We start from the raw sequence: 21,476 nt of genomic DNA on the forward strand, positions 1-21,476 counted from the left end.
GAGACCATGGTGAGTTCGGAAGGCGTCATCGCCTACTTGGGATTGGGCAGCAACCTGGACGATCCCTTGCGCCAATTGCGTAACGCGCGTGCCGCCGTCGCCGCACTGCCGCAGACCCGGGAGTTCGCGTGTTCCCGTTATTACCGGAGCGCACCCATGGGACCGGCCGATCAGCCCGATTACGTCAATGCCGTCCTGGCGGTCCAGACGACGCTCGAACCCGAAGCCTTGCTTTGCGCCCTGCAGGCCATCGAGGCGGCGCAGGGAAGGGTGCGCAAGGCCGGCGAGCGCTGGGGCGCGCGTACCCTCGACCTGGACATTCTGTTGTACGGCGATCGCGTCATCTGCACCGACCGCTTGACGGTGCCGCATGTCGGCATCGCGCAGCGCGAATTCGTGCTCTATCCGCTGGCGGAGATCGCTCCCGCCGATCTGGACATTCCCGGATACGGGCGCCTCGCCGATTTGCTGGACGGATGTCCGCTCAGAGGCCTCGCGGTGATCGCCGATGACTGATCGCCTTCGTCCGTTGACCGTACCGGCCTTGGCGGCGATGAAAGCGCGGGGCGAGAAGATCGCGGTTCTCACCGCCTACGATGCGAGTTTCGCCCGCGAACTCGACGAAGCCGGCGTGGATGCCGTTCTGGTCGGCGACTCCCTGGGCATGGTGATGCAGGGCGAGGCGACGACCCTGCCGGTCACGCTGGAGCACATGATTTATCACAGCCGCTGTGTAGCACGAGGTCTCCGGCGCGCCTTGCTGATCGCCGATCTGCCGTTCATGAGCTATCCCACGCCGATCGCGGCGGCCGAAGGCGCCGCCCGGCTGATCCGCGAAGGCGGCGCCCGCATGGTCAAGCTGGAAGGCGGCCGGCAGCGCGAAGCCATCGTGCGGTTTCTGGTCGACCAGAACATACCGGTCTGCGGGCATCTGGGCCTGCTGCCGCAATCCATACACAAACTGGGCGGCTACGCCGCCCAGGCCACCGACGAAGCTTCCGCGCGTACGCTGCTGGAAGACGCATTGATACTCCAGGGGGCGGGTGCGAGCCTGTTGGTGCTGGAATGCGTGCCGGCCCTGCTGGGCGAGGAAGTCAGCCGCGCGCTGACGATACCGGTCATAGGCATAGGCGCCGGCGCCGGCTGCGACGGCCAGGTGCTGGTGTTGCAGGACATGCTGGGTTTGGGTTCGGAGAATAAGCCCCGCTTCGTCAAGAACTTCCTGGCCGGGGCGTCCGGCATATCCACCGCGATACATGCCTATGTGGACGCGGTCCGCAGCGGCGAGTTCCCCGCCGCGGAACACGGCTACTGATACCCCGTCCCATGCAAACCGTGAACTCCGTGGCCGAGTTGCGTACCGTATTGCGGGACTGGCGCAAACACGGCGAAACGATCGCTTTCGTTCCGACTATGGGCAATTTGCATGCCGGCCACTTGAGACTGGTGGAGGAGGGCAGGAAGGCCGCGACCCGCGTGGTGGTCAGCATTTTCGTCAATCCCACGCAGTTCGGTCCCGGCGAAGACTTCGCGGCCTACCCGCGCACGCCCGCCGAAGACGCCGAAAAATTGCGTGCGGCGCAGGCCGACCTGCTGTTCCTGCCCGCGCCGGCCGAGCTCTATCCGGCCGGTCTGGAAGGATTGAGTTATGTGGACGTGCCGGGCTTGTCCGAGGAGCTTTGCGGCCGCTTTCGGCCGGGACATTTCCGCGGCGTCGCGACGGTGGTCTGCAAGCTGTTCAATCTCGTGCAGCCCGATGTGGCCTTGTTCGGTGAGAAGGACTATCAGCAGTTGGCCGTCATCCGCCGCATGGTCGCCGATCTGAACATGAGCCTCGATGTCGTCGGGGTGCCTACGGTGCGTGAGGAAAGCGGCCTGGCCTTGAGTTCGCGCAACGGCTATCTCTCCGAAGAGGAGAAGCATCGGGCGGCCTCGCTCTATCGCTGCCTGCAGGCAGCGGGCGAGTTCTTGCGGCGGGGCCGGCGGGATTACGCGGCCATCGAGACTGAGCAGGCGAGGGCGCTCGAATCAGTCGGTTTTCTACCCGATTATTTCGCCATCCGGCGAGTGCCGGATCTGGGCCTGCCGGACACCGACGAGCAGGCTTGGGTGGTGCTGGCGGCGGCCAAGCTCGGGAAAACCCGTTTGATCGACAATTTGCAGGTCAGGATTTGAGAAAAACCGGCCGAGATGGGCTTTTCCGCTCCGCTTGTTGCGACGGCCATGAGGCTTACGGCATAATTCCGCTCCCCTGAAAACTAGGTTAATTTCATGCAGACTACCCTATTGAAGGCCAAGATACACCGGGCGCGGGTGACGCACTCGGAGCTGGAGTATGAAGGCTCCTGCGCCATCGACGGCCATCTGCTGGATCGCGCGGGCATAAGGGAGTACGAACAGATACACATCTACAACGTCAATAACGGCGCCCGTTTCACCACCTATGCCATCCGTGCGCAGGACGGATCCGGCATCATTTCTGTCAACGGCGCGGCGGCTCGTCTTGCCGCATCGAACGACATCGTCATCATCTGCGCTTACGCCATATTGAGCCAGGCAGAGTTGGCGAACTTCCATCCCAATCTGGTTTACGTCAACGAAAGCAACCAGATCGTTCGCATCGGACATACCATTCCCGTTCAAGCCGCTTGATTCGTTCCTGAAGGAACGGCGTAGCCCCGAATCCTCCCCGGCTCGGGGCTGCTTTTTTGCTCAGCCCGCCTTATCCAGCATCCGCCGGTCGGCTCCCGATGGCAATTCCGCACCGCGGTTAAATAGCCAGGCCAAGATGTCCTCTCTGGGACGGTCCGCGTGCAAATCGCGCAACAAGAGGTGATAACCCTCCTCGTACAAGGCCAGCTTGTGCCGTGCCGTGGGCGGCAGTCGCGCCAGCATGCGCCGAATGGGATCGCGGGGAACCACCTCGTCCCGCTCGCCGTATAGGATCAGGACCGGCCCCTCGAGTTTTTTCGCCTGATCCAGCGCCTGGCCCATCAAATCGGCCAAGCCGTAAATCGCATCCAGACGTGTGGCTTTGATGACCAGCGGGTCGCGCCCGAGGTGCCTGAGCATATCCAGATTGTCCGACGGCCGGATGTGCAGGCCTTCGCCGGTCAGACGCAGGCCGGGAGCCAGGCGCACCAGCAGTTCCAGGGCCCACTTCTGATACCAGGGCATGGTTTGTCGACCCCATACCGCAGGAGCGGAAAGTATTAATCCGTCGGCCGCAGGCGGATCCTGCGAGGTCATCGCCGCGATGGCCACGGCGGCGCCCATGCTTTCTCCGAGTATCTGCAGCGGAACGCCGGGATGACGTAGCCGCACCTGGTCGGTGAACTCCTTCAAATCCCGGGTGTAGATCGGGGTTCCGGCCCACGAACCGTTTCCGGGCGCGAGGCCGAATCCCCGCTGATCGTAGGCGTAGCTGGCCACTCCGTGGCGCGCGAGAAATTCGCCCGTTGAAGCGAAGAAGCGGCTGTAGTCGTTGAAACCGTGCAAGGCCACCAGGGCCGCACGGGCCGGGCCGTTGGGCAGCCAAGCGCGCACCGGCAGCACCGCCCCGTCGGAGGCGACGAAATGGGCTCTGGCCAAGACGGGCTGCCGCGCCGCGGGACCGGAGCGAATCGGAGCTTGGCCGCAGGCTAGCAGCGGCATGACCAGCAGAACGGTACGGGCATAACGGGCGAAGCCGCGGAATGTCATGGTCATCGCGAGGGTGGCAGAGAACGTCGTACATTCTATCCGCCTTTAGCGTTTCGGCGCTTGGCAAATCGTGTCGATGTGATATATTGAACACTGTTCAATTAATCATGAACGGGTGCCGTCCCATGACACGTATCTTCATACGCTGGCTGCTCAGCCTGATCTACCGGGTTGAAATCTCCGGGCTGGAACATTTCGCCGCGGCCGGCAAACGCACGCTCATCGTCGCGAACCATGCTTCATTCCTCGACCCCATCCTGTTGTGGGCGTTCCTGCCGGAAGAAGTAACTTTCGCGATCAATACCCATATTGCCCGCCAGTTCTGGGTACGTCCGGCTCTGAAATGGGTACGCACCTTCGCCATGGATCCCACTCAACCGCTTTCGGTCAAGGCGCTCACCCACTATTTGCGGCAGGACCGCAAGGCCGTGATTTTTCCGGAAGGCCGTATCACGGTCACCGGCGCGCTGATGAAGATCTACGATGGGGCGGGATTGGTGGCCGACAAGGCGGAGGCCACGGTGTTGCCGGCACGTATCGATGGCGCCCAATACACGCCTTTCTCGCGTCTGCGCGGCGTCTTGCGCCTGCGCTGGTTTCCCAAGATTTCGATCAACCTGCTGCCGCCGCGTCGACTCGATGCCCCCGCGGACCTGCGCGGCGACCGGCGCCGCAAGCATCTGGGCACGCAACTGGAAGATCTGATGACGGAAATGGTCTTCGCCACCACGTCCCACCGCAGCACGCTGTTTCAGGCCTTGCTCGATGCACGCAAGATTCATGGGGGCGGGCGGCGCGTGCTGGAAGACATGCAACGCACTCCTTGGTCGTACAATCACCTGATCGCCCGAACGCTGGCCTTGGGTGACATGCTGGCCGGCATCACGGCGCCGGGTGAAGCGGTCGGTCTGCTGTTGCCCAGCGTCAACAACACGGTGGCCGCGTTGCTCGGTTTGCAGGTGCGGGGCCGTGTTCCGGCCTTGCTGAACTACAGCGCCGGAATTCGCGCCCTGCAATCCGCCTGTAAGGCGGCCTGTGTCGGTACCGTCCTGACTTCCCGGCGCTTCGTGGAAATCGCCAAGCTGGAGGCCGATTTGGCCGAACTCGCCATGCAGGTGCGCCTGGTTTATCTGGAGGACTTGGCGAGCGAATTGGGCCTCTGGGACAAGATAGGGGCTTGGCTGCGGGCCATGCTGCTCGACCTTAGCCGCAGCGGCCACGGCGATCCGGATGGTGCCGCGGTGATTTTGTTCACCTCGGGCACCGAGGGTACGCCCAAGGGCGTGGTGCTGTCGCACGCCAATCTGCTGGCCAACCGAGCCCAGATAGCCGCGCGGCTGGATTTCAACGCCCAAGACCGGGTGCTCAACGTACTGCCGCTGTTCCATTCCTTTGGGCTGACGGCCGGCACCCTGCTGCCCCTGATGTCCGGCTTGCAGACCTTTCTTTATCCGTCGCCGCTGCATTACCGCATCATTCCCGAACTGGCCTACGACCTGAACGCCACCATACTGTTCGGCACCAATACCTTTCTGGCCGGTTACGCCAAGCACGCCCACCCGTACGACTTCTACAGCCTGCGTTATGTCTTCGCCGGCGCGGAAAAACTGCAGGAGGACACCCGCCGGATCTGGTCGGAAAAATTCGGCCTGCGCGTGCTGGAAGGCTACGGCGCGACGGAGACCAGTCCGATATTGGCCGCGAATACGCCCATGCACTGCCGCGCCGGTACCGTGGGTCGCCTGATGCCGGGGATCCGCTACCGGCTGGAGCCCGTGCCGGGCGTGAGCCCGGGGGGCCGTTTACATGTGGCCGGCGCCAACGTCATGCTGGGCTATCTGCTGGTCGATCATCCCGGCGAACTGGTTCCGCCTGCGTCATCGGAGGGCGCAGGCTGGTACGACACAGGCGACGTGGTGGCGGTGGACGAGGACGGCTACGTGGCCATCAAGGGACGCATCAAGCGTTTTGCCAAGGTAGGCGGTGAAATGATCTCACTGGCCGCGGTGGAGGAATTGGCCGGCCAGGTCTGGCCCGGTGCCCTGCACGCGGCGATCGCCCTGCCGGATGCCCGTAAAGGCGAGATTGTCGTGCTGGCGACCGAACACCGGGATGCCGACCGCGTGCAGTTGGCCGGACAGGCGCGGCTGTCCGGACTTAGTGAACTGCATCTGCCGCGCGAGGTCGTGTACGTCGAGAAGCTGCCCCTGCTGGCGACCGGCAAGTTGGATTATCCGGGGGTCGTGTCCTTGCTAGGGTGAGGCAAGCTTCCTCGGGCCGGCTATTCGCTCTCCAGGCGGATTTCCACATAGGCTTCGTCGCGTATGCGGCGCAGCCAGAGTTCGGTTTCTTCGTCGGCCTTGCGCTTGAATAGCTCCTCGCGCGCCCGGTTTTTGCGGAACTCGTCGCCGTCGTCGGATTGCTGGCGTTCCAGAACTTGTATGAGATGCCAGCCGAACTGGGTTTGCACAGGCTCGCTCAACTGGTTGATTTCCAGCTTGTTCATGGCCTCCTCGAACGGCGGAACCAGGGCTCCCGGCTGTACCCAACCCAGTTCGCCGGCCTTGATGGCCGATCCCTTGTCGTCGGAGTGGCCGCGCGCCAGGCTGCCGAAGTCGTCGCCGTTCTCGATGCGGCTTTTCAGCGCCAGCAGTTTTTTCTTCGCGTCGTCGTCGGACAGCACTTCGTTGGGCTTGATGAGGATATGGCGGACGCGGGTCTTGGTCATCAGGTGCTGATCCCCACCCTTGACGCCGATCAGCTTGATGAGGTGATAGCCGCTGGAGCTGCGTATGGGGCCTTCCACGCCGCCTTCTTTCATGTGATCGACCAGATCCGCGAACAAGCTGGGAATTTCGCTCTTCTTGCGCCAGCCCAATTCGCCGCCTTTCAAGGCTTGCTCGCTGTCGGACGCGCTGAGCGAGGCCTGCTTGAAGTCCAGCCCGGCGCGTATGTCTTCCAGCAGTTTGTCGGCTTTTTCCTTGGCCTTCTGCACCTGGGCCGGGGATGCCGCCTGCGGAGTGGCGATCAAAATATGGGCCAGCAGGTATTGGGTGTCGGAACTGGCGCCCGATGGATTTTGGGTTTCCAGGTAGTTTTGAATTTCCCGGTCGCTGATCTTGATCTGGCTATTGATCTGGCTGCTGCGCAAGCGGCTGACGGCGATCTCGTTGCGGATCTGATCGACGAAGTCGGCATAGTCGATGTCTTCCTGGCGCAATGACTCGCGAAACTCCTCCACGCTCATGTTGTTGCGCTGGGCGATCTGCTGCACGGCGGTACGCAGGGTTTCTTCGTCGACCCGTACGCCGGCCTTTTCGGCCATCTGGGCCTGCAGTTTGTCGACGATCAGGCGTTCCAGTACCTGTCGCGCCAGTACGCTGTCGGGCGGGAGGGCGGTATTGCCCTGCCTCAGGCTGCGTTTGACGCCGTCGAGTTTCTGCAGCAACTCGCTTTCCAGTATCACCCCGTCGTCGACCACGGCGACGATGCGGTCCACGGGGCGCTCGGCCTGTGCAGTCAGGGCGAACACGCCCAGCGTCAGGGTGAGCAATAAACCGGGCAAGCTAGGCATGGTATTCGGGAGAGTGAGGTGGCGGTGGGACATGGGCTTAAAACTCGTTTTCCAGGCGGTAGCCGGTGATGCTGCGAGACAGGAACTGGTCGACTTCGTTGCCCAGCCGAGTCAGGCCCTTGAATTCGAGCTGGAAGAATATGCCATTGTTGACCTGTGCATCCGAGGTCACGGAACCGGTACTGCTGCCGTTCAGATAGCGCAGGCCGATGAGACTGAAACGCCAGCAACAAGTTTCGCGCTCCACCCCGAAAAAGGTTTCCGTAGTGACCTGGTTGAGCAGGGAGTATTGCCAGCGGCCGATTACGTTCCAGCCTTCGGCGAACGGCAGGCGGAAAGAGGCATCGGTCTGCTCGACCCGCACCAGGTCCAGATTGGGATCGCGCCGGTAGCGGTAGGAAAGATTCAGCAACTGGTTGCGGCGATCGTTGTATTGCAGGCTCAACTCGCTGCGATCGATGGCGCTGCGCGTGGGATTCCATTGCCCGGTGGTGCGCAGCCGCCAGACGTCGGTCAGCGCGGACGACAATTCACCCACCAGATTCGACCGCCCGGATGTTTTCGCCGTCGTGGTGGGAAGCAGGTTGACCTCCCGGTCACGGAAATAGAACACTTCGCCGACACTGAGCTTGAGGCGCTCCAGGCCGCTCTCGTGGTCGATGAAACGGGTGGTTACGGCCGGAGTAATCTGATTGGCGTCGGACAAGCGGTCGGTGCCGGCGAATCCGTTGTCGCGGAACAACTGGTAGAAATTGAAATCGTATTCGGCCGAGTCGAAGATCGGTATGTCGGTTTGGTCGATCTTCGGCCGATAAAGGTAGAACAGCCGGGGCTCCAGTGTCTGGGTCCAGGCTTTTTCCGCCAGGTCGAACTCGCGGTCGAAATAAAGCCCGCTGTCCACGGAAAATACCGGGGCGGTGCGGCTCACGTCGTTGCGTATCGAGGCCACGCCGTTTAGCGCCTTGAGCCTGTCGATTTCAGTGGCGGCGACGCTACCGGTGTCCGGCCAGGACATCCAGTACTGGGTGTACTGCAGCGCGAAGCTGGGCGTGATGTAGCCGGCGGCACCACGCAAGGGATAGTAGAGCCGCGGGCGCAGGTTGAGGCGTTGCGCGGTGACCCGGTCTTCCGCCGCGCGGTGGGCGAAGTTTACAACTTCGGCCTGGGTTTCGAAGATGAGTCCCGTGTCGAAGACCCCGTGACCGGAATTGAAAGTCAGTTGGGGTAGGCGCGAATACGGGCTCGCCGCCTGGGTGACCAGGGGATCGATGCTGAGGTAGTGGTCGGCGGAAGCCGTCGCCGCGTAGCCTTCGCCCTGATAGGTCACGCTTCCGTTGCTGCGCATGAAGCGGCTGTTCTGCACGTGCAGTACGTTGCCCAACTCGCTCAGATAGCGCGGGTCGGTGACATAGTTCAAATCCACCAGCGAGGAAATGCTTTCGTTGAATTGGGTCTGGTTCTTGAGGGTGAACAAGCCGCGGCTGCTTTGCCGGACGTCGTCGTGGGGCATGTACTCGCCGCCGACCACACCCCGTGTCATTTCGGTCAGATAGCGGAACTCGCCGCGGACCAATTGCCCGCGGTTGGTGATCTCGCGCAGCCAGACGGTGGCGTCGTAGTTGGGCGACAGGTTGAGGTAATACGGGATGGAGAAGTCGAAGCCGCCCACCTTGGTGTAGGCGAAGTTCGGCGTCAGGAAGCCCGATTGTCTGCGGTCGTCGACGGGGAAGCTCATCACCGGCGTCCAAAGGATGGGAACGCCCTTGAATTCCAGCCAGGCATTTCGGGCCAGGCCGCGGCCCGAGCCCTTGTCTATCTCGGCCTTATCGGCATGTATCATCCAGGACTGATCGCCCGGCGGGCAGGTCGTGTAGCTGACCGTGTCGTAGCGCGAAACGGTCTTGCTGTCGATATGGGTCAGCCGTGAGGTGCCCCGTGCCGGAACGGTTTCGATCACGAACTGGGAGTTGCGCAGCACGCCCTCGTCGGTCTTCATTTTCATGTAGGCCGTGTCGGCGGCGAAAGACAGGCCTTTTTCCCGGTAAAGCACATTGCCCTGGGCGCTGAGCGCGCCGGATGCGTTGTTATGGGTGACGAAGTCGCCGGACAGGCGCTGATCGGCGCGCAGCAGGTCGGCCGAACCCTTGAAGTTGGAGACTTCGCCACCGACCAGTTCGGCGGCGTCGGATTCGATTTCCAACGGCGTGGATTCGCGCAGCAGGCGGTCTTCTTCCGTCATCAGGAACAGGGTGGACGGCGTGATTTCCGATTTGTGCTTGCCGCAACTCAAACGCCAGGGATCCTCCGGCAGGCGAGCCATGATGCTTTTGAAGCGAAGCTCGTCCTGGTCGGTCATGGTTTCCGCCGCCGCCCAGTTCTCGCTCGCCTCACCGGCCTCGCCGACCCGGTGGGCCTGGCCGCGCGGATCGGCGCCTACCAGCCCGCATTCCCAGGCGCGATCGGGGCTGGCCTTGCAGGTCCAACCCGGTTTTTCCGCCGATGCGGGCTTGGTGCCGACCGTGGCGGGTAGGGGCGGGGCCGTCACGCCGGACAGGCGTTTGACCGGTTCGGCCGGTTTTTCGACCGGCCGAACCGGCGCGGCGATCCGAGGCTCGGACTTCGCCGGTGGAGTCGGTGTTGGCGCCGCGGCGGGGGCGGGTGGCGGCTCCGGACGGGCCACGGCGCGGGGCGTCTCGGCCCGGCGCACGGGTTCCACTGGCGTGCGTTCGGTTTCCGCGCCGGGTGCCGGCGTCTCGGCTTTTTTCTTCCCGGTGACACACACCCATTCCTTGCCGTCGGCTCCGCCGCGCTGACAATCCCAACCGGTGGCTGCCAAAGCGCTGCCCGCCCAAGGGCTAAGCAACAGGGCCAGAGTGCTGCGGCGGATGATCGGCGAGGACATTCAGCGTGTAGGAGTGGAGTAGGGCCGGGCTCGCTGCACCGCGCGCGGAGAGGCCGCGGCGGAATTCGAGCTGCAAGGGCGTGAGGGCATGGGTAATGGTGCTGATTGAGATAGAATGTCGCCATTTTACCGCAAGCTCCCAGTTCTACGAGCTTTTTTCGACGAGGACCCCGCGACCCATGTGTACGACTGTCCCGGACGAGCGGCTTTCCGCCTTGTCCGATTGGCTGAGCCGCGAGCTCGGTCACACGGCCGGCGCGCTCCGGCCGGCTTCCAGCGACGCGAGCTTCCGTCGCTATTTCCGCCTGACCCTGCCCGATGCCAGCTTCATCGCCATGGATGCGCCGCCCGCTCACGAGGACGTGCGTCCCTTTCTTAAGGCGGCGGAACTGTTGAGCCGGGCCGGGGTGAACACACCGGCGGTGCACGCCGCCGACGAAGACCGTGGTTTCCTGCTGCTGGACGATTTCGGCAGCGCAAGCTACCTGGACCGCCTCAGCGAGGAAAGCGTCGAACGGCTCTATGGCGACGCACTCGACGCTCTGGCACGCCTGCAGACGGGGGTAGACGTCGGCGCGGCAGAACTGCCCGCTTACGACGAAGCCCTGCTGCGGCGGGAAATGGATTTGTTCAAGGACTGGTTTCTCGAACGCCTGGTCGGATTAGAACTCACGACGGGCGAGGCGGCTCTTCTGGACGAGACGTGGCGTTTGCTCGTCGACTCCGCCCTGGAGCAGCCCAAGGTCTGCGTGCACCGGGATTACCATTCGCGCAACCTCATGGTGACCGAGAGCGATAATCCGGGCGTACTGGATTTTCAGGACGCGGTGATAGGGCCCGTTACCTACGATTTGGTGTCCCTGCTGCGCGACTGCTACATCGCCTGGCCACGCGCCCGAGTGGACGGCTGGGCGCTGGCCTATCACGACAGGATGGTCGCGGAAGGCGTGCTGGCGAACTCAGCGCCCCAGCGTTTCCTGCGCTGGTTCGATCTGATGGGCGTGCAGCGCCACCTCAAGGCCATAGGAATCTTCGCCCGTTTGAAGCTGCGCGACGGCAAGCCGGGTTATCTCGGTGACATCCCCAGGACGATGGATTACGTGACCGGCGCGAGTGCCCGCCATCCGGAACTGGCCGGCTTTCGTGATTTTCTGTTGGGGCGCGTGCTGGAGCCTGCGCGCGAGGCGCTCGGCGGGCATACGGCATGAGAGCGATGATACTGGCAGCGGGCAGGGGCGAGCGCCTGCGCCCGCTCACCGACCATACGCCCAAGCCTTTGTTGAATGCCGGCGGACGGCCCCTGATCGAACATACCCTGATGGCCCTGGTCGGGCAGGGTTACCACGAAATCATCATCAACCTGGCCTACCGGGGCGTCCAGATTCGCGAGTATCTGGGCGATGGCGCCCGCTGGGGCGCCCACATCGACTATTCCGACGAGGGCGAGGAGGCCCTGGAAACCGCGGGTGGCATCCATAAGGCGCTGCCGCTGTTGGGCGATGGGCCGTTTCTGGTGGTCAACGGCGATATCGCCAGCGATTACCCCTATGCCCGACTTCGCGCGCATCCTGATTCTCTCGCGCACCTGGTGATGGTCGAAAATCCCGGCCACCATCCGGCCGGCGATTTTGCCTTGGACGCAGGGCGTTTGAGCAGCGAGGGGGAGCCGCGTCGCACCTACGCCGGCATAGGTGTTTATCACCCGGATCTTTTCGCCGGCCGCCGGTCCGGCAGGTTTCCCCTGGCGCCGTTGCTCCGGTCAGCCATGGCGGACGGGCAGGTGAGCGGAGAATTGTACGGCGGATTTTGGATGGACATAGGCACCGAAGCGCGTTTGCGGGAGTTGGACCAGAGGCTGGCGAAGCATGAATAAACCCATTATTACCGATCGTGGCCAGTTGCTGGCCGATTGGCGCCAGCGCGCCGGACACTTTGAGCGCGAGATCAACAAAGTCGTATTGGGCCTGGAAGACGCGGTGCGCGCCCTCACCGTCGCCGTGTTCGCGCGCGGCCACGTCATGCTGGAAGGCGACGTGGGGGTCGGCAAGACCACGCTGCTGCGCGCCGTGGCGCGTGGCCTGGGTGGTGCCTACGAGCGTATCGAAGGTACGGTGGACCTGATGCCCAACGACCTCATCTATCACACCTATATCAACGAGGCGGGCAAACCCCAGGTCGACCCCGGCCCTATCCTCAAGCACGGCGAAGACTTGTCGGTCTTTTTCTTCAACGAGGTCAACCGTGCCCGCCCTCAAGTGCATGCGCTCCTGCTGCGGGTGATGGCGGAGCGCAGCGTCAACGCCTTCAACCGCGAATACCATTTTCCGCACCTGCAGGTCTTTGCCGACCGCAACCGGGTGGAACGCGAAGAAACCTTCGAGATGCCCTCGGCGGCGCGCGACCGCTTCCTCATGGAAGTCCACATCGCGACCCCGACAGACCCCGATTTGCAGCGCCGTCTCATGTTCGATGCGCGCTTCCACGATGTGGATCGGCTCATCAACACCATCGAGCCGGACGTGCTGCCCTACGCCGGCTTGGCCGAGATCGCCCGCGCCATCCAGCACGAGGTGCAGGCCAGCGATACGCTCCAGCTTTATGCCCTCAATCTGTGGTTGGCGACCCGCCGGCCGCAGGATTACGGCGTGGGGCTGGATGGCGTGGACATGAACCGGCTGATCCTGGCCGGAGCGAGCGCGCGCGGCATGAGCATGCTGATGCGCGCCGCCCGCGTGACGGCCTGGCTGGACGGCCGGGACTACCTCGTGCCGGAGGATATCCGTGCGGTGTTCCGCACCACGGTCGCGCACCGGATATTTTTCACGCCGGCTTACGAGATGCGCCGGGATGGCCTGATAGGTCCGCTGGTGGATGCCATCCTCGACAAGGTTGCGGCCCCTTGACCGCGGAGTTTTATTACCGGGTCGGCTGGCGCGCGCGCGGCAGCCGACCGGGAAGGCATCCCGGCGTGCAGTCGGGCGCTGGCTTCGATTTCCTTGGGCATGTCCCGCTGATCGACCATCCCGACCCGCGCCACCTGGACATCCGCGCCACCCTGGCCGATCCCGCAGGGCAGTTGATGGTTAGACGATACCGACAGCGTGCGGCCATCCCGGTCTATCTGGTCGCCGACCTCTCGGCCTCCATGGGATTTTCGGGCACGCAGCCTAAGATGGAGCTGATCGCCGAATTTGCCCGCTCGCTCGCCTGGTCGGCCTGGCGCAGCGGCGACTATTTCGGTTTGTATGCCTGCGACCATGGCATCCGTCCGGATCTGAGTCTGCCGTTGAGGGCGTACAAAGGATTGGACGAGGATTTGTTCGACCGCTTGCGCCGATTCCGCCCGTCCGCGTCTGATGCCCGCAGTTTGGCGGAAGTGCCGAATGACATGAGCCGCGAGAAGTCATTGATCTTCCTGGTATCGGATTTTCACCTGCCCGACACCGAACTGCGTGGACTGCTGGAAGCCTATGCCGGACACGACCTGGTGCCGGTGGTGTTATGGGACAGTGCCGAATACGAGAAACTGCCGCGCTGGGGCCTGGCGGAGTTGCGGGATCCCGAAACCGGCCGACGCCGGCGCCTGTTCCTGCGCCCGGCGCTACGCGAAAACATCCGTCTAAGCTATACGCAGCGCAGGGAGGAACTCGCCCGACTTTTCGCCCCTTACGGGCGAGAGCCCTATTTCATGGTCGACCGATTCGACCCCGACAAACTCACGCATTATTTCCACGCATCGTGAGCTGACTTCGAATCCCATTTCCCGCTGAGAGCGGGCAAGAGACCGTTTTTGATGAGTCATAAAGTGTGAACGCGTTCACGGTATCCCACAAAACTGTGAACTTATTCACAGTTTTTGGCTGCCGATAAGCCAACCTTCGATCAAAAACAAGGATGCCGACATGAGCCACCTCAGTGAGTGTGTCCTTGCTGCGCTTAAGTTCACTCCGCTGGAAGCATCGTCCGTATAAAAAGTTGTACAGAGCCGGGAGGGCCGGATGAATCGGCAAGTCGAACGACTTGGGGTCATCGGTGAAGGGTGCAGATTATAAGGGTGTCGCTCGTAACGGTTTTTGATGAAACTCGGTCGCAGTATATATATTATTATAGATATCGTTGCACGAGCTGGTGGTTCGATAAAAATGCGGGAGAGTGCCAAAATGGTTCAGGATACGCATCATGATTTGCTCGAGATACGAATTCACAATAAATCTCTGAGTTTGCAGAATATTATTTGGGAGTATTGTATCAGGAATTATGTAATTCCCGCTCGGGCCCAAAATCAGTCGACCGTTTCCATCCGTCTCGGAGATCTTCCGGCAAAGCTCGCCGAGCGGCAAACTTACACCCTTATAGGACTGGCTTTAAAATCAGTCGAATTTGAAGAAAAATATCGTATAAGGCTGTTATCAGTTAATCAGTCTGAAGATATGAGAAATATCTTTTTTAACTATTTCATTTTGCCTTGAATTCCCCGTGATCTTGTATTGCGCTTAGCGTGAATAATTGAACGGGGCCTAAAATTTAGTTTTATACTCGTTGTTTCCCCTCATCGACTCAGGTTTAACCGGATGGTATGAGGTTGGGGGATAGGCCTTGCCGGCCGGGCGTTGACACGGTTCGAACTCATCCCTAGCTTGGGCCCGGCATGGGAAAAAAGCCGCACGAGAAATGGCCGAGCCGATCTAAGGATTTTATCGAGCTCCTCGGTTCGGTTGACGGATTTGGGTCGATTATTGCTAGCCCTGTCTGGACATCTGACCAAGGAGTCCAAACATGTCCGACGATCTGACCCAACACAGCGCCGCCGAACTGGTCGCGCTTTACCGCCGCAAGGCGGCTTCACCTGTCGAAGTGACCAAGGCCGTGCTGGCGCGTATCGAGGCGCTGCAGCCGCGTTTCAACGCCTATCGGGTCGTCAATGCCGAAGGCGCGCTGATCGAGGCGAAAGCCTCGGAAACACGCTGGCGGCGCGGAGAGCCGCTGGGGTCGCTGGACGGCGTGCCGGTGGCTTTCAAGGATTTGCTGCATGTGAAGGGATTCCCTACCCGCAAGGGCAGCGTCGCAACCCAGGAAAGACCACAAGCGGAAGATTCGCCGGCGGCGGCACGCTTGCGGGAGTCAGGGGCTGTGATCCTGGGCAAGACGCAGACCGCCGAGTTCGGCTGGAAAGGCCTGACGGAGACCGAGCTCGGCGGCGTCACCCGTAATGCCTGGGACAGCGACTACGCCAGCGGCGGCAGCAGTGGCGGCGCGGCGGTGTCCGCCGCGCTGGGCCTGGGACCCTTGCAGATCGGCACGGACGGCGGCGGGTCCATCCGCCAGCCCGCTTCGGTGAACGGTGTGTTCGGTTTCAAGCCCAGCTACGGCCGGGTGCCCGGCTTTCCGCCGGCGCACAACGGCAATCTGTTCCACCTGGGGCCTCTGACCCGCACGGTGACGGATGCCGCTCTGGCGCTCAACGTCATTTCGGCCCCGGACGTGCGCGACTGGACCGCGCTGCCCTATGACAACCGCGACTGGACCGCCGACCTCGAAGGTGGCATCAAGGGATTGCGCATCGCCTACAGCAAGAACCTGGGTTATCTGCAGGTCGATCCCGGCATCGCCGCCATCGTAGCCAAGGCGGTGGCGCGGCTGGCCGATCTGGGCGCGATCGTCGAGGAGGCGGATCCCGGCATCAGCGATCCGTCTCCGATACTCGAAGCCCTGGCGGCCGAGCGGGCGATCCGGCTGCGGAAGGAGATCGGCGACGCCGGCCTGGCGCTGATCGATCCCAAAATCCGCGAGTCGGTCGAACGCGCGGAGCGACACACCCTCGCCGACGTGGTGGAAGCCAACGAGCGCCGCTGGGCGCTGGCGGTGCAGTTGCGGCGATTCCATCAGAAATACGATTTGCTGGTGACCCCAGTCACCTCGCAACCGGTGCCCCGCGTCGGCACGGCTCCGGCCGCGCCTTTCCTGTCGCCGTTCAACCTGACCCAGCAACCCGCCGCTTCGGTACCGGCCAGCGTGGACCTCAACGGCCTGCCGGTCGGCTTGCACATCGTCGGCCCTCCACACGCCGACGCCCTCGTGCTACGGGCGGCGCGGGCCTTCGAAATCGCCCAGCCCTTCCACGCTCCGCACATCGATTCTCTGCGCGCCAGCGTGCCCGTCTGAGGTTTTCGCTCTAGTTAGCCGCGGCAGCCATGGAATGGCCGCGCGCGGTCTACCGGCGCAGTTTCAGTTGCGCCATGGTGGCGGCCAGAACGATGGCGAAAAGAACGAAGGCGGCTGCGGAGGCGTAGCCCATGTTCCACCAGCGGAAGCCTTCCTGGAACATCAAAAGGCCTAGGCTCAGGGTGCTGTTAGCGGGGCCGCCCTGAGTCATCACATAGGGTTCGGCGAACAACTGGAAGTAGCCGATCATGGTGATGACGGTCACGAACAGAAAGGTGGGGGCCAGCATGGGCAGTGTGATGTAGCGGAATTGCCGCCAATTGCTGGCGCCGTCTAGCACCGCGGCTTCGTACAGTCTCGCCGGAATGTTCTGCAGACCGGCGACCAGGATGATCATGTTAAAGCCGAAATTCTTCCAGATCGCCATCAGTATGAGGGACGGCATCGCCCAGTCTGGGTCGCCCAGCCAATCGATGGGAGCGACCCCGATCAGACCCAGTGCGTAGTTGAGAAAGCCGTAACGTGGGTGGTAGAGATAGCGCCAGACCACGGCCACGGCCACCAGGGTGGTGACCACGGGCAGAAAGAGCAGGGTGCGGAACAGGCCTTTGAAGCGCGTCAACCTGTGATTGACCAGCAGGGCGGCTCCGAGCGATACGGCCACCGACAGCGGGCCGCCGGCAATCACGAAATAGAGGGTGTTTTTCAACGCCACCCAGAACAGCGGGTCGGCCAACAGGTGCGTGTAGTTGTCCAGGCCTATCCAGCGCAGGGTGTCCGGGTCACCCAGCGCGTAGATGTCGAAATCGCTGAAGCTCAAGACCAGCGCGGCGGCGACCGGCAGGAAGAAAAACAGGACGATCAGCGTCAGCGCCGGGGCGACAAACCAGATGCCCGGATTAATGTGCCTGAGAGTATTCATTGCAGCGATCAAATGAGTGTTCCGGCATTTTGCGACTTTATGTTGCGGTCTACCAAATTGCCGTGATGAAGCAAGCCGACGAGCGGCCATTCGTTCTTCGAGCTCGCCTCTTCCCCCAGGCGATTTCACTCGGATGGTGCTTGCTGCGCAACAGCGATAAAACACCCTAGTTGCTTAATCAACAGCTATCGAGTCCCGGCCATCGTCCGCTTGCCGGCTTTTTTGCCTGGCGAGCGCTACCGTATGACCGGTAAACCAGGGGAAATGTCTGTATGTCGGTGGGTCCGCCCAGGCCGTCCCGGGCCGACAAACACGATGAGTTTGGGCCGGCACATTATCTGCTGTAGTGGCTTGCGTCCAGGAGCGCGGGAGTTCGGCCCCGGAGTGCGACGGCCTGGGCCGAATCGGAATCGCGGTGCCCAGCGCCGTAGCCGTCTGCCAAGTATCTCGCCGTCGATCCCCCCGCCGCTCGATACCGTTGTCCATCGACGTTCCCGCGTCGACATGCGAGTAACCCTGTTGTCTGTTCATGGAGAAAAATATGCTCTTCAAATCCTCGTTAAGAAATCTGCTGCCCCTCGTCGGCGCCATCGCCCTGGCCGGTGCGGCCCAGGCGGAAGACACCGTCGCGCCGGCCATTCCCGGCGTCATTGCGGCCAACACGAAAGTCACCCTGATCAAAGAAGGATTCAACGGCACCGAAGGTCCGATCGGTCTTACCGATGGAAGTCTGCTGTTTACCGAAACCCAGGCCAACCGTATCGTGCGGATTTCGACCGAAAACAACGTTTCGACCTTCCTGGAAAATACCAACGGTGCTAACGGCCTGGGTTTCAACGCGGCCGGGGAACTGATCGCCGTGCAGACGCTTAAGCCCAAGGTCGGCATTATCTATCCGGCGGCGAAAGAAAAAGTCTTTGCCGAGAATTACGAAGGACAGGCTTTCCAGCGTCCCAACGATCTGGTCGTCGACAAGCAGGGCGGCGTCTATTTCACCGACAGCGGCACGCGCCCGAGCAAGGAAAATCCCACTCCGCCGGCGTCCACTCCCGGCGTTTATTACATTACCGCGGCCGGCAAACTTGTCCGTTTGGCCAACGATATCGAACGTCCCAACGGCATCCAATTGAGCAAGGACGAAAAAACGCTGTACGTCGCCAACACCCAGGGCGAATACATCTTGAGTTACGACGTTACGGGCGAGGGCAAGGTCGGCGAGAAGAAAAACTTTGCCAAGCTCAAAGGCTGGACGAACGGCGAAGGCGGCTGGTCCAGCGGGGCGGACGGCCTGGCGACCGACGACAACGGGCGCCTCTACGTCGCATCCAATGCCGGCATCGAAGTCTTTAGCGATAAAGGCGAAGGGCTGGGCGTGATCCCCTTGCCGAAGAAGCCGCAAAACATTGCTTTTGCCGGTGAAGACAAGAAGACACTGTACGCCGTCGGGCGCGGAGCCGCCTACAAGATCGAAACCCTGGCGACCGGCATCAAGGGGCGTTTGAAATAACCCATACCGGCGAGGCGCGCGCTGTCGCGCTCCCACTTTCCCCTCGATGGTCCCCGCGGCTAATCTCGCGGGGACACTTGTAACCGGCAGCGTTCGCGCTGCCGGTTTTTTTTGGAACGAAATTTCTCTCGTCGCTTTCCCATAAGCGGCTCCCCTTCAAACGCCTCAACTTTGAGCGGCGCCGACAGCATGGCGAAGCTATGGCAACAGCAGCTTCGTCGACGCAAGGGACGCCAAAGTCCGGTGCGGTGCTTAGGCAAGTGATCCCTGCCTAGCTAGGCACGGGCGTCTTGAGCTCATGCCTTGGCGTTTACCGCTATCTGTTTTATATATCGAAATGAATATTTCCTGGGCATGACAGGCTTGGGGCGATCTGCGATTGGATGTGCCGTATTCCGGGCTGTTCAACCGGTTACGCTCCCGTGCTGGAGCTGCGAGATGGCCTTGCTTGGGAAATTGACAGCGCTTAATGCCTTCCATTACGTTATATCCGTAACGATATAAAAATGCTCGCGGCAAGGGTATACCGGCTTTGGCCGCATGGCCGACGGTCGGGACGGTATGGGCCGGGCGCCGGCAAGCTTCGTTCGTCAGGTCGTTTACATACAAATCATGGGATCGTTTGGGAAAATAATGCGGATCAAATCGCTTAAGTGGGGCATATATCTCGTATTGCTACCTAGCCTGAGTTTTGCCTGGTGGAACGACGACTGGAGTTCGCGTCGTCAGGCGACGGTGGATGCGGGGGTGACGGGGGCGGACATTCAGGAGACCTTGAGCGAGTTTCCCCTGCTGGTGCGGTTGCACACGGGCAATTTCGGCTATTTCGCCGAGTTGGCGGAGAACGGCAAGGACCTCCGTTTCATGCTGGACGACAAGACGCCGCTGAAGCACAGCATCGAGAAGGTCGACGCGCTCAACGAACTGGGCCTGGTGTGGGTGAAGTTGCCCACGGTGCGCGGCGGGGTCAGCACCGACGGCTTCTGGCTCTACTACGGCAACGCCAATGCGGCCGAAGGCTCCGATTCCAAGGGTCTGTACGACGTCAACCAGGCTTTGGTCTACCACTTCGCCGAAGGCGAGACCCTGCCGCAGGACGCCACGGCCTATGCCTCCCATGCCGCCGATTCCAAGGCCACGGTCGATGCGGCCGGCTGGATCGGCGCGGCGGCCAAGTTCAGCGGCGCCGGCGGCATCAGCGTGCCGGCCGCCCCGCAGTTCGCCCTGACGCCCGAGAAGGGCTACACGCTCTCGGCCTGGGTCAAGCTCGATGCGGCGCAGGGCAACGCCGTGCTGGCGCAAGCCAAGGACGGTGCTTCCGCGCTGGAACTCGCGGTGCAGGGCACGGCTCTGGTCGCGCGTTATCAGGGGACGGGTGCCGCGGCGCAAACCCCGGCCGCCAACCTCACTTCGGCCAAGTGGCAGCACGTCGCCCTGATCGCCCGCAAGGATAAGCTCGAACTCTATGTCGACGGGGTGAACACCGGCAGCGTGCCCATCAATCTCGCCGCGCTCAATCCGGCCCTCAGCTTCGGTCAGGGTTTGACCGGCTCGCTCGACGAAATCCAGGTCGCCAACCTGGCCCGGCCCGCCGACTGGATCAAGCTTGCTTTCCGCAGCCAAAGCCCCGACTTCAACGTCCTCGCCTACGGCCAGGACGAAAGCAAGGGCAGCGCCGGCGGCCCCAACTACTTCCTCATCATCCTGCAAAGCCTCACGGTCGACGGCTGGGTGGTCATCGCCTTGTGCGGCGTCATGTTCGTCATCAGCTCCCTGGTCATCGTCACCAAGGGCTTAAGCCTCAAGCGCGCGCGCCAGGACAACGACGCCTTCCTCGCGCAATACCGCGGCATGGGCGCGAGCAGCGACATCGCCACGCTCGATCAGGAAGAAACCGAAGAAGAACAGGAAATCGCCGACTCCGCCTTTCTCGAAGCCTTGGTCGGCAACCACGACCACTTCCAAAGCTCGCCCATCTACCACGTCTACCACGCCGGGGTGGCCGAGTTGAAGAAACGCCTGAGCCACACCGCCGACACCACCCATCTGAGCACCGAGGCCCTCAACGTCGTGCGCACCCGGCTCGATGCCGCGGTGGTGCGCGAAGGGCAAAAGCTCAACAAAAACATGGTGCTGCTCACCATCGCCATCTCCGGCGGACCGTTCTTAGGCCTGCTCGGCACCGTGCTCGGCGTCATGATCACCTTCGCGGTGATCGCCGCCACCGGCGATGTCAACATTAACTCCATCGCCCCCGGCATCTCCGGCGCCCTGCTCGCCACCGTCGCCGGCCTCGCCGTCGCCATCCCCGCGCTGTTTGCCTACAACTACCTGCTCACCCAGATCAAGGACGTCACCGCCGACATGCGCGTGTTCACCGACGAATTCCTCGCCACCATCGAGGAACGCATCGCCGACCGGCAGCGGGGTTAAGCCATTGAGCAGGAAGCCATCCCGATTTTGCCGTTTGCTCTTGGGACCCACGCCCCGTTCAGCCGCACTGAGCATCGCAGCTTGCCGGGCGGAACAGCCCAACGGGGTGCCGCACGGATGCGGCGCGTCGGCAGAGGGGCAGGAGCCCCTTCTGCCGACCCCGACCGGTAAGCGAGAAGCGCAAGGGGCGAGCCGCAAGGCGAGCGGGCGAACCCTGGATGGTTTGCCCTGGGCTTGCAAGCGCAGCAGGACTGCGGAGCGCGGCAAGTTGCGG

The 21,476-nt window shown here is 62.3% G+C and carries 17 protein-coding genes; 13 read left to right on the forward strand and 4 right to left on the reverse strand.

Features of this window, described 5'->3' with window-relative positions; genetic code table 11:
- Positions 1-9 precede the first annotated feature (9 nt).
- The 4 genes from folK to panD all read left to right on the forward strand — a co-directional run bounded on the left by folK (position 10) and on the right by panD (position 2,652).
- Positions 10-516, forward strand: coding sequence for a 2-amino-4-hydroxy-6-hydroxymethyldihydropteridine diphosphokinase (gene folK / locus JWZ97_RS05375; RefSeq protein ID WP_371822599.1), 507 nt, complete (start codon positions 10-12; stop codon positions 514-516).
- The gene (panB, locus tag JWZ97_RS05380) at positions 509-1,315 is read left to right on the forward strand and encodes a 3-methyl-2-oxobutanoate hydroxymethyltransferase (RefSeq protein ID WP_205433782.1); all 807 of its coding nucleotides are present in this window, start codon (positions 509-511) and stop codon (positions 1,313-1,315) included. Before folK ends, panB begins: the two co-directional genes overlap by 8 nt.
- A gap of 11 nt (positions 1,316-1,326) precedes the next feature.
- Positions 1,327-2,175: a pantoate--beta-alanine ligase gene (panC, locus tag JWZ97_RS05385; protein WP_205433783.1), complete on the forward strand. Its 849-nt coding sequence runs from the start codon at positions 1,327-1,329 to the stop codon at positions 2,173-2,175.
- A gap of 96 nt (positions 2,176-2,271) precedes the next feature.
- A complete protein-coding gene (gene panD / locus JWZ97_RS05390; protein WP_205433784.1) occupies positions 2,272-2,652 on the forward strand; it encodes an aspartate 1-decarboxylase in 381 nt (126 codons plus the stop codon).
- Positions 2,653-2,712: 60 nt separating this feature from the next.
- Here panD and JWZ97_RS05395 read toward each other — a convergent pair whose 3' ends face one another.
- Complete coding sequence (locus tag JWZ97_RS05395) at positions 2,713-3,702, reverse strand: alpha/beta hydrolase (RefSeq protein ID WP_240342497.1); 990 nt, start codon at positions 3,700-3,702, stop codon at positions 2,713-2,715.
- 125 nt (positions 3,703-3,827) lie between these two features.
- On the opposite strand from JWZ97_RS05395, the gene JWZ97_RS05400 reads away from it, so the two are divergent.
- Positions 3,828-5,963: an AMP-binding protein gene (locus JWZ97_RS05400; RefSeq protein WP_205433786.1), complete on the forward strand. Its 2,136-nt coding sequence runs from the start codon at positions 3,828-3,830 to the stop codon at positions 5,961-5,963.
- 20 nt (positions 5,964-5,983) lie between these two features.
- On the opposite strand, the gene JWZ97_RS05405 is transcribed toward JWZ97_RS05400, so the two are convergent.
- Positions 5,984-7,276 carry a peptidylprolyl isomerase gene (locus JWZ97_RS05405; protein ID WP_205433787.1) on the reverse strand — a complete coding sequence of 431 codons (1,293 nt, stop codon included), beginning with the start codon at positions 7,274-7,276 and terminating at the stop codon, positions 5,984-5,986.
- Positions 7,277-7,313: 37 nt separating this feature from the next.
- Positions 7,314-10,178 carry an LPS-assembly protein LptD gene (locus JWZ97_RS05410; protein ID WP_205433788.1) on the reverse strand — a complete coding sequence of 955 codons (2,865 nt, stop codon included), beginning with the start codon at positions 10,176-10,178 and terminating at the stop codon, positions 7,314-7,316.
- 179 nt (positions 10,179-10,357) lie between these two features.
- Here JWZ97_RS05410 and JWZ97_RS05415 point away from each other — a divergent pair, with 179 nt between their 5' ends.
- The 6 genes from JWZ97_RS05415 to JWZ97_RS05440 all read left to right on the forward strand — a co-directional run bounded on the left by JWZ97_RS05415 (position 10,358) and on the right by JWZ97_RS05440 (position 16,340).
- Positions 10,358-11,386, forward strand: coding sequence for an aminoglycoside phosphotransferase family protein (locus tag JWZ97_RS05415; protein ID WP_205433789.1), 1,029 nt, complete (start codon positions 10,358-10,360; stop codon positions 11,384-11,386).
- Positions 11,383-12,051, forward strand: coding sequence for an N-acetylmuramate alpha-1-phosphate uridylyltransferase MurU (gene murU / locus JWZ97_RS05420; RefSeq protein WP_205433790.1), 669 nt, complete (start codon positions 11,383-11,385; stop codon positions 12,049-12,051). The genes JWZ97_RS05415 and murU overlap by 4 nt, the downstream gene beginning before the upstream one ends.
- Entirely contained in the window at positions 12,044-13,081 is a 1,038-nt protein-coding gene (locus JWZ97_RS05425; RefSeq protein WP_205433791.1) for a MoxR family ATPase, read from the forward strand. The genes murU and JWZ97_RS05425 overlap by 8 nt, the downstream gene beginning before the upstream one ends.
- Positions 13,078-13,920: a DUF58 domain-containing protein gene (locus JWZ97_RS05430; RefSeq protein WP_205433792.1), complete on the forward strand. Its 843-nt coding sequence runs from the start codon at positions 13,078-13,080 to the stop codon at positions 13,918-13,920. Before JWZ97_RS05425 ends, JWZ97_RS05430 begins: the two co-directional genes overlap by 4 nt.
- A gap of 334 nt (positions 13,921-14,254) precedes the next feature.
- Complete coding sequence (locus JWZ97_RS05435) at positions 14,255-14,647, forward strand: hypothetical protein (RefSeq protein ID WP_205433793.1); 393 nt, start codon at positions 14,255-14,257, stop codon at positions 14,645-14,647.
- A gap of 307 nt (positions 14,648-14,954) precedes the next feature.
- Positions 14,955-16,340: an amidase gene (locus JWZ97_RS05440; RefSeq protein ID WP_205433794.1), complete on the forward strand. Its 1,386-nt coding sequence runs from the start codon at positions 14,955-14,957 to the stop codon at positions 16,338-16,340.
- A 49-nt stretch (positions 16,341-16,389) separates the two neighbouring features.
- Here JWZ97_RS05440 and JWZ97_RS05445 read toward each other — a convergent pair whose 3' ends face one another.
- The gene (locus JWZ97_RS05445; RefSeq protein ID WP_205433795.1) at positions 16,390-17,262 is read right to left on the reverse strand and encodes a carbohydrate ABC transporter permease; all 873 of its coding nucleotides are present in this window, start codon (positions 17,260-17,262) and stop codon (positions 16,390-16,392) included.
- Between the two features lie 541 nt (positions 17,263-17,803).
- Here JWZ97_RS05445 and JWZ97_RS05450 point away from each other — a divergent pair.
- Positions 17,804-18,769: an SMP-30/gluconolactonase/LRE family protein gene (locus tag JWZ97_RS05450; protein WP_205433796.1), complete on the forward strand. Its 966-nt coding sequence runs from the start codon at positions 17,804-17,806 to the stop codon at positions 18,767-18,769.
- Between the two features lie 633 nt (positions 18,770-19,402).
- Positions 19,403-21,202, forward strand: a complete 1,800-nt coding sequence (locus tag JWZ97_RS05455; protein ID WP_205433797.1) for a DUF2341 domain-containing protein — start codon at positions 19,403-19,405, stop codon at positions 21,200-21,202.
- Positions 21,203-21,476 lie beyond the last annotated feature (274 nt).

Source organism: Methylococcus sp. EFPC2, assembly GCF_016925495.1.
GTDB lineage: Bacteria > Pseudomonadota > Gammaproteobacteria > Methylococcales > Methylococcaceae > EFPC2.

Coding starts and splice junctions, on each gene's coding strand:
- panB (WP_205433782.1), top strand. CDS start 509: ATGACTGATCGCCTTCGTCCGTTGACCGTACCGGCCTTGGCGGCGATG.
- panC (WP_205433783.1), top strand. CDS start 1,327: ATGCAAACCGTGAACTCCGTGGCCGAGTTGCGTACCGTATTGCGGGAC.
- panD (WP_205433784.1), top strand. CDS start 2,272: ATGCAGACTACCCTATTGAAGGCCAAGATACACCGGGCGCGGGTGACG.
- JWZ97_RS05395 (WP_240342497.1), bottom strand. CDS start 3,702: ATGACATTCCGCGGCTTCGCCCGTTATGCCCGTACCGTTCTGCTGGTC.
- JWZ97_RS05400 (WP_205433786.1), top strand. CDS start 3,828: ATGACACGTATCTTCATACGCTGGCTGCTCAGCCTGATCTACCGGGTT.
- JWZ97_RS05405 (WP_205433787.1), bottom strand. CDS start 7,276: ATGCCTAGCTTGCCCGGTTTATTGCTCACCCTGACGCTGGGCGTGTTC.
- JWZ97_RS05410 (WP_205433788.1), bottom strand. CDS start 10,178: ATGTCCTCGCCGATCATCCGCCGCAGCACTCTGGCCCTGTTGCTTAGC.
- JWZ97_RS05415 (WP_205433789.1), top strand. CDS start 10,358: ATGTGTACGACTGTCCCGGACGAGCGGCTTTCCGCCTTGTCCGATTGG.
- murU (WP_205433790.1), top strand. CDS start 11,383: ATGAGAGCGATGATACTGGCAGCGGGCAGGGGCGAGCGCCTGCGCCCG.
- JWZ97_RS05425 (WP_205433791.1), top strand. CDS start 12,044: ATGAATAAACCCATTATTACCGATCGTGGCCAGTTGCTGGCCGATTGG.
- JWZ97_RS05435 (WP_205433793.1), top strand. CDS start 14,255: ATGAAACTCGGTCGCAGTATATATATTATTATAGATATCGTTGCACGA.
- JWZ97_RS05440 (WP_205433794.1), top strand. CDS start 14,955: ATGTCCGACGATCTGACCCAACACAGCGCCGCCGAACTGGTCGCGCTT.
- JWZ97_RS05445 (WP_205433795.1), bottom strand. CDS start 17,262: ATGAATACTCTCAGGCACATTAATCCGGGCATCTGGTTTGTCGCCCCG.
- JWZ97_RS05450 (WP_205433796.1), top strand. CDS start 17,804: ATGCTCTTCAAATCCTCGTTAAGAAATCTGCTGCCCCTCGTCGGCGCC.
- JWZ97_RS05455 (WP_205433797.1), top strand. CDS start 19,403: ATGCGGATCAAATCGCTTAAGTGGGGCATATATCTCGTATTGCTACCT.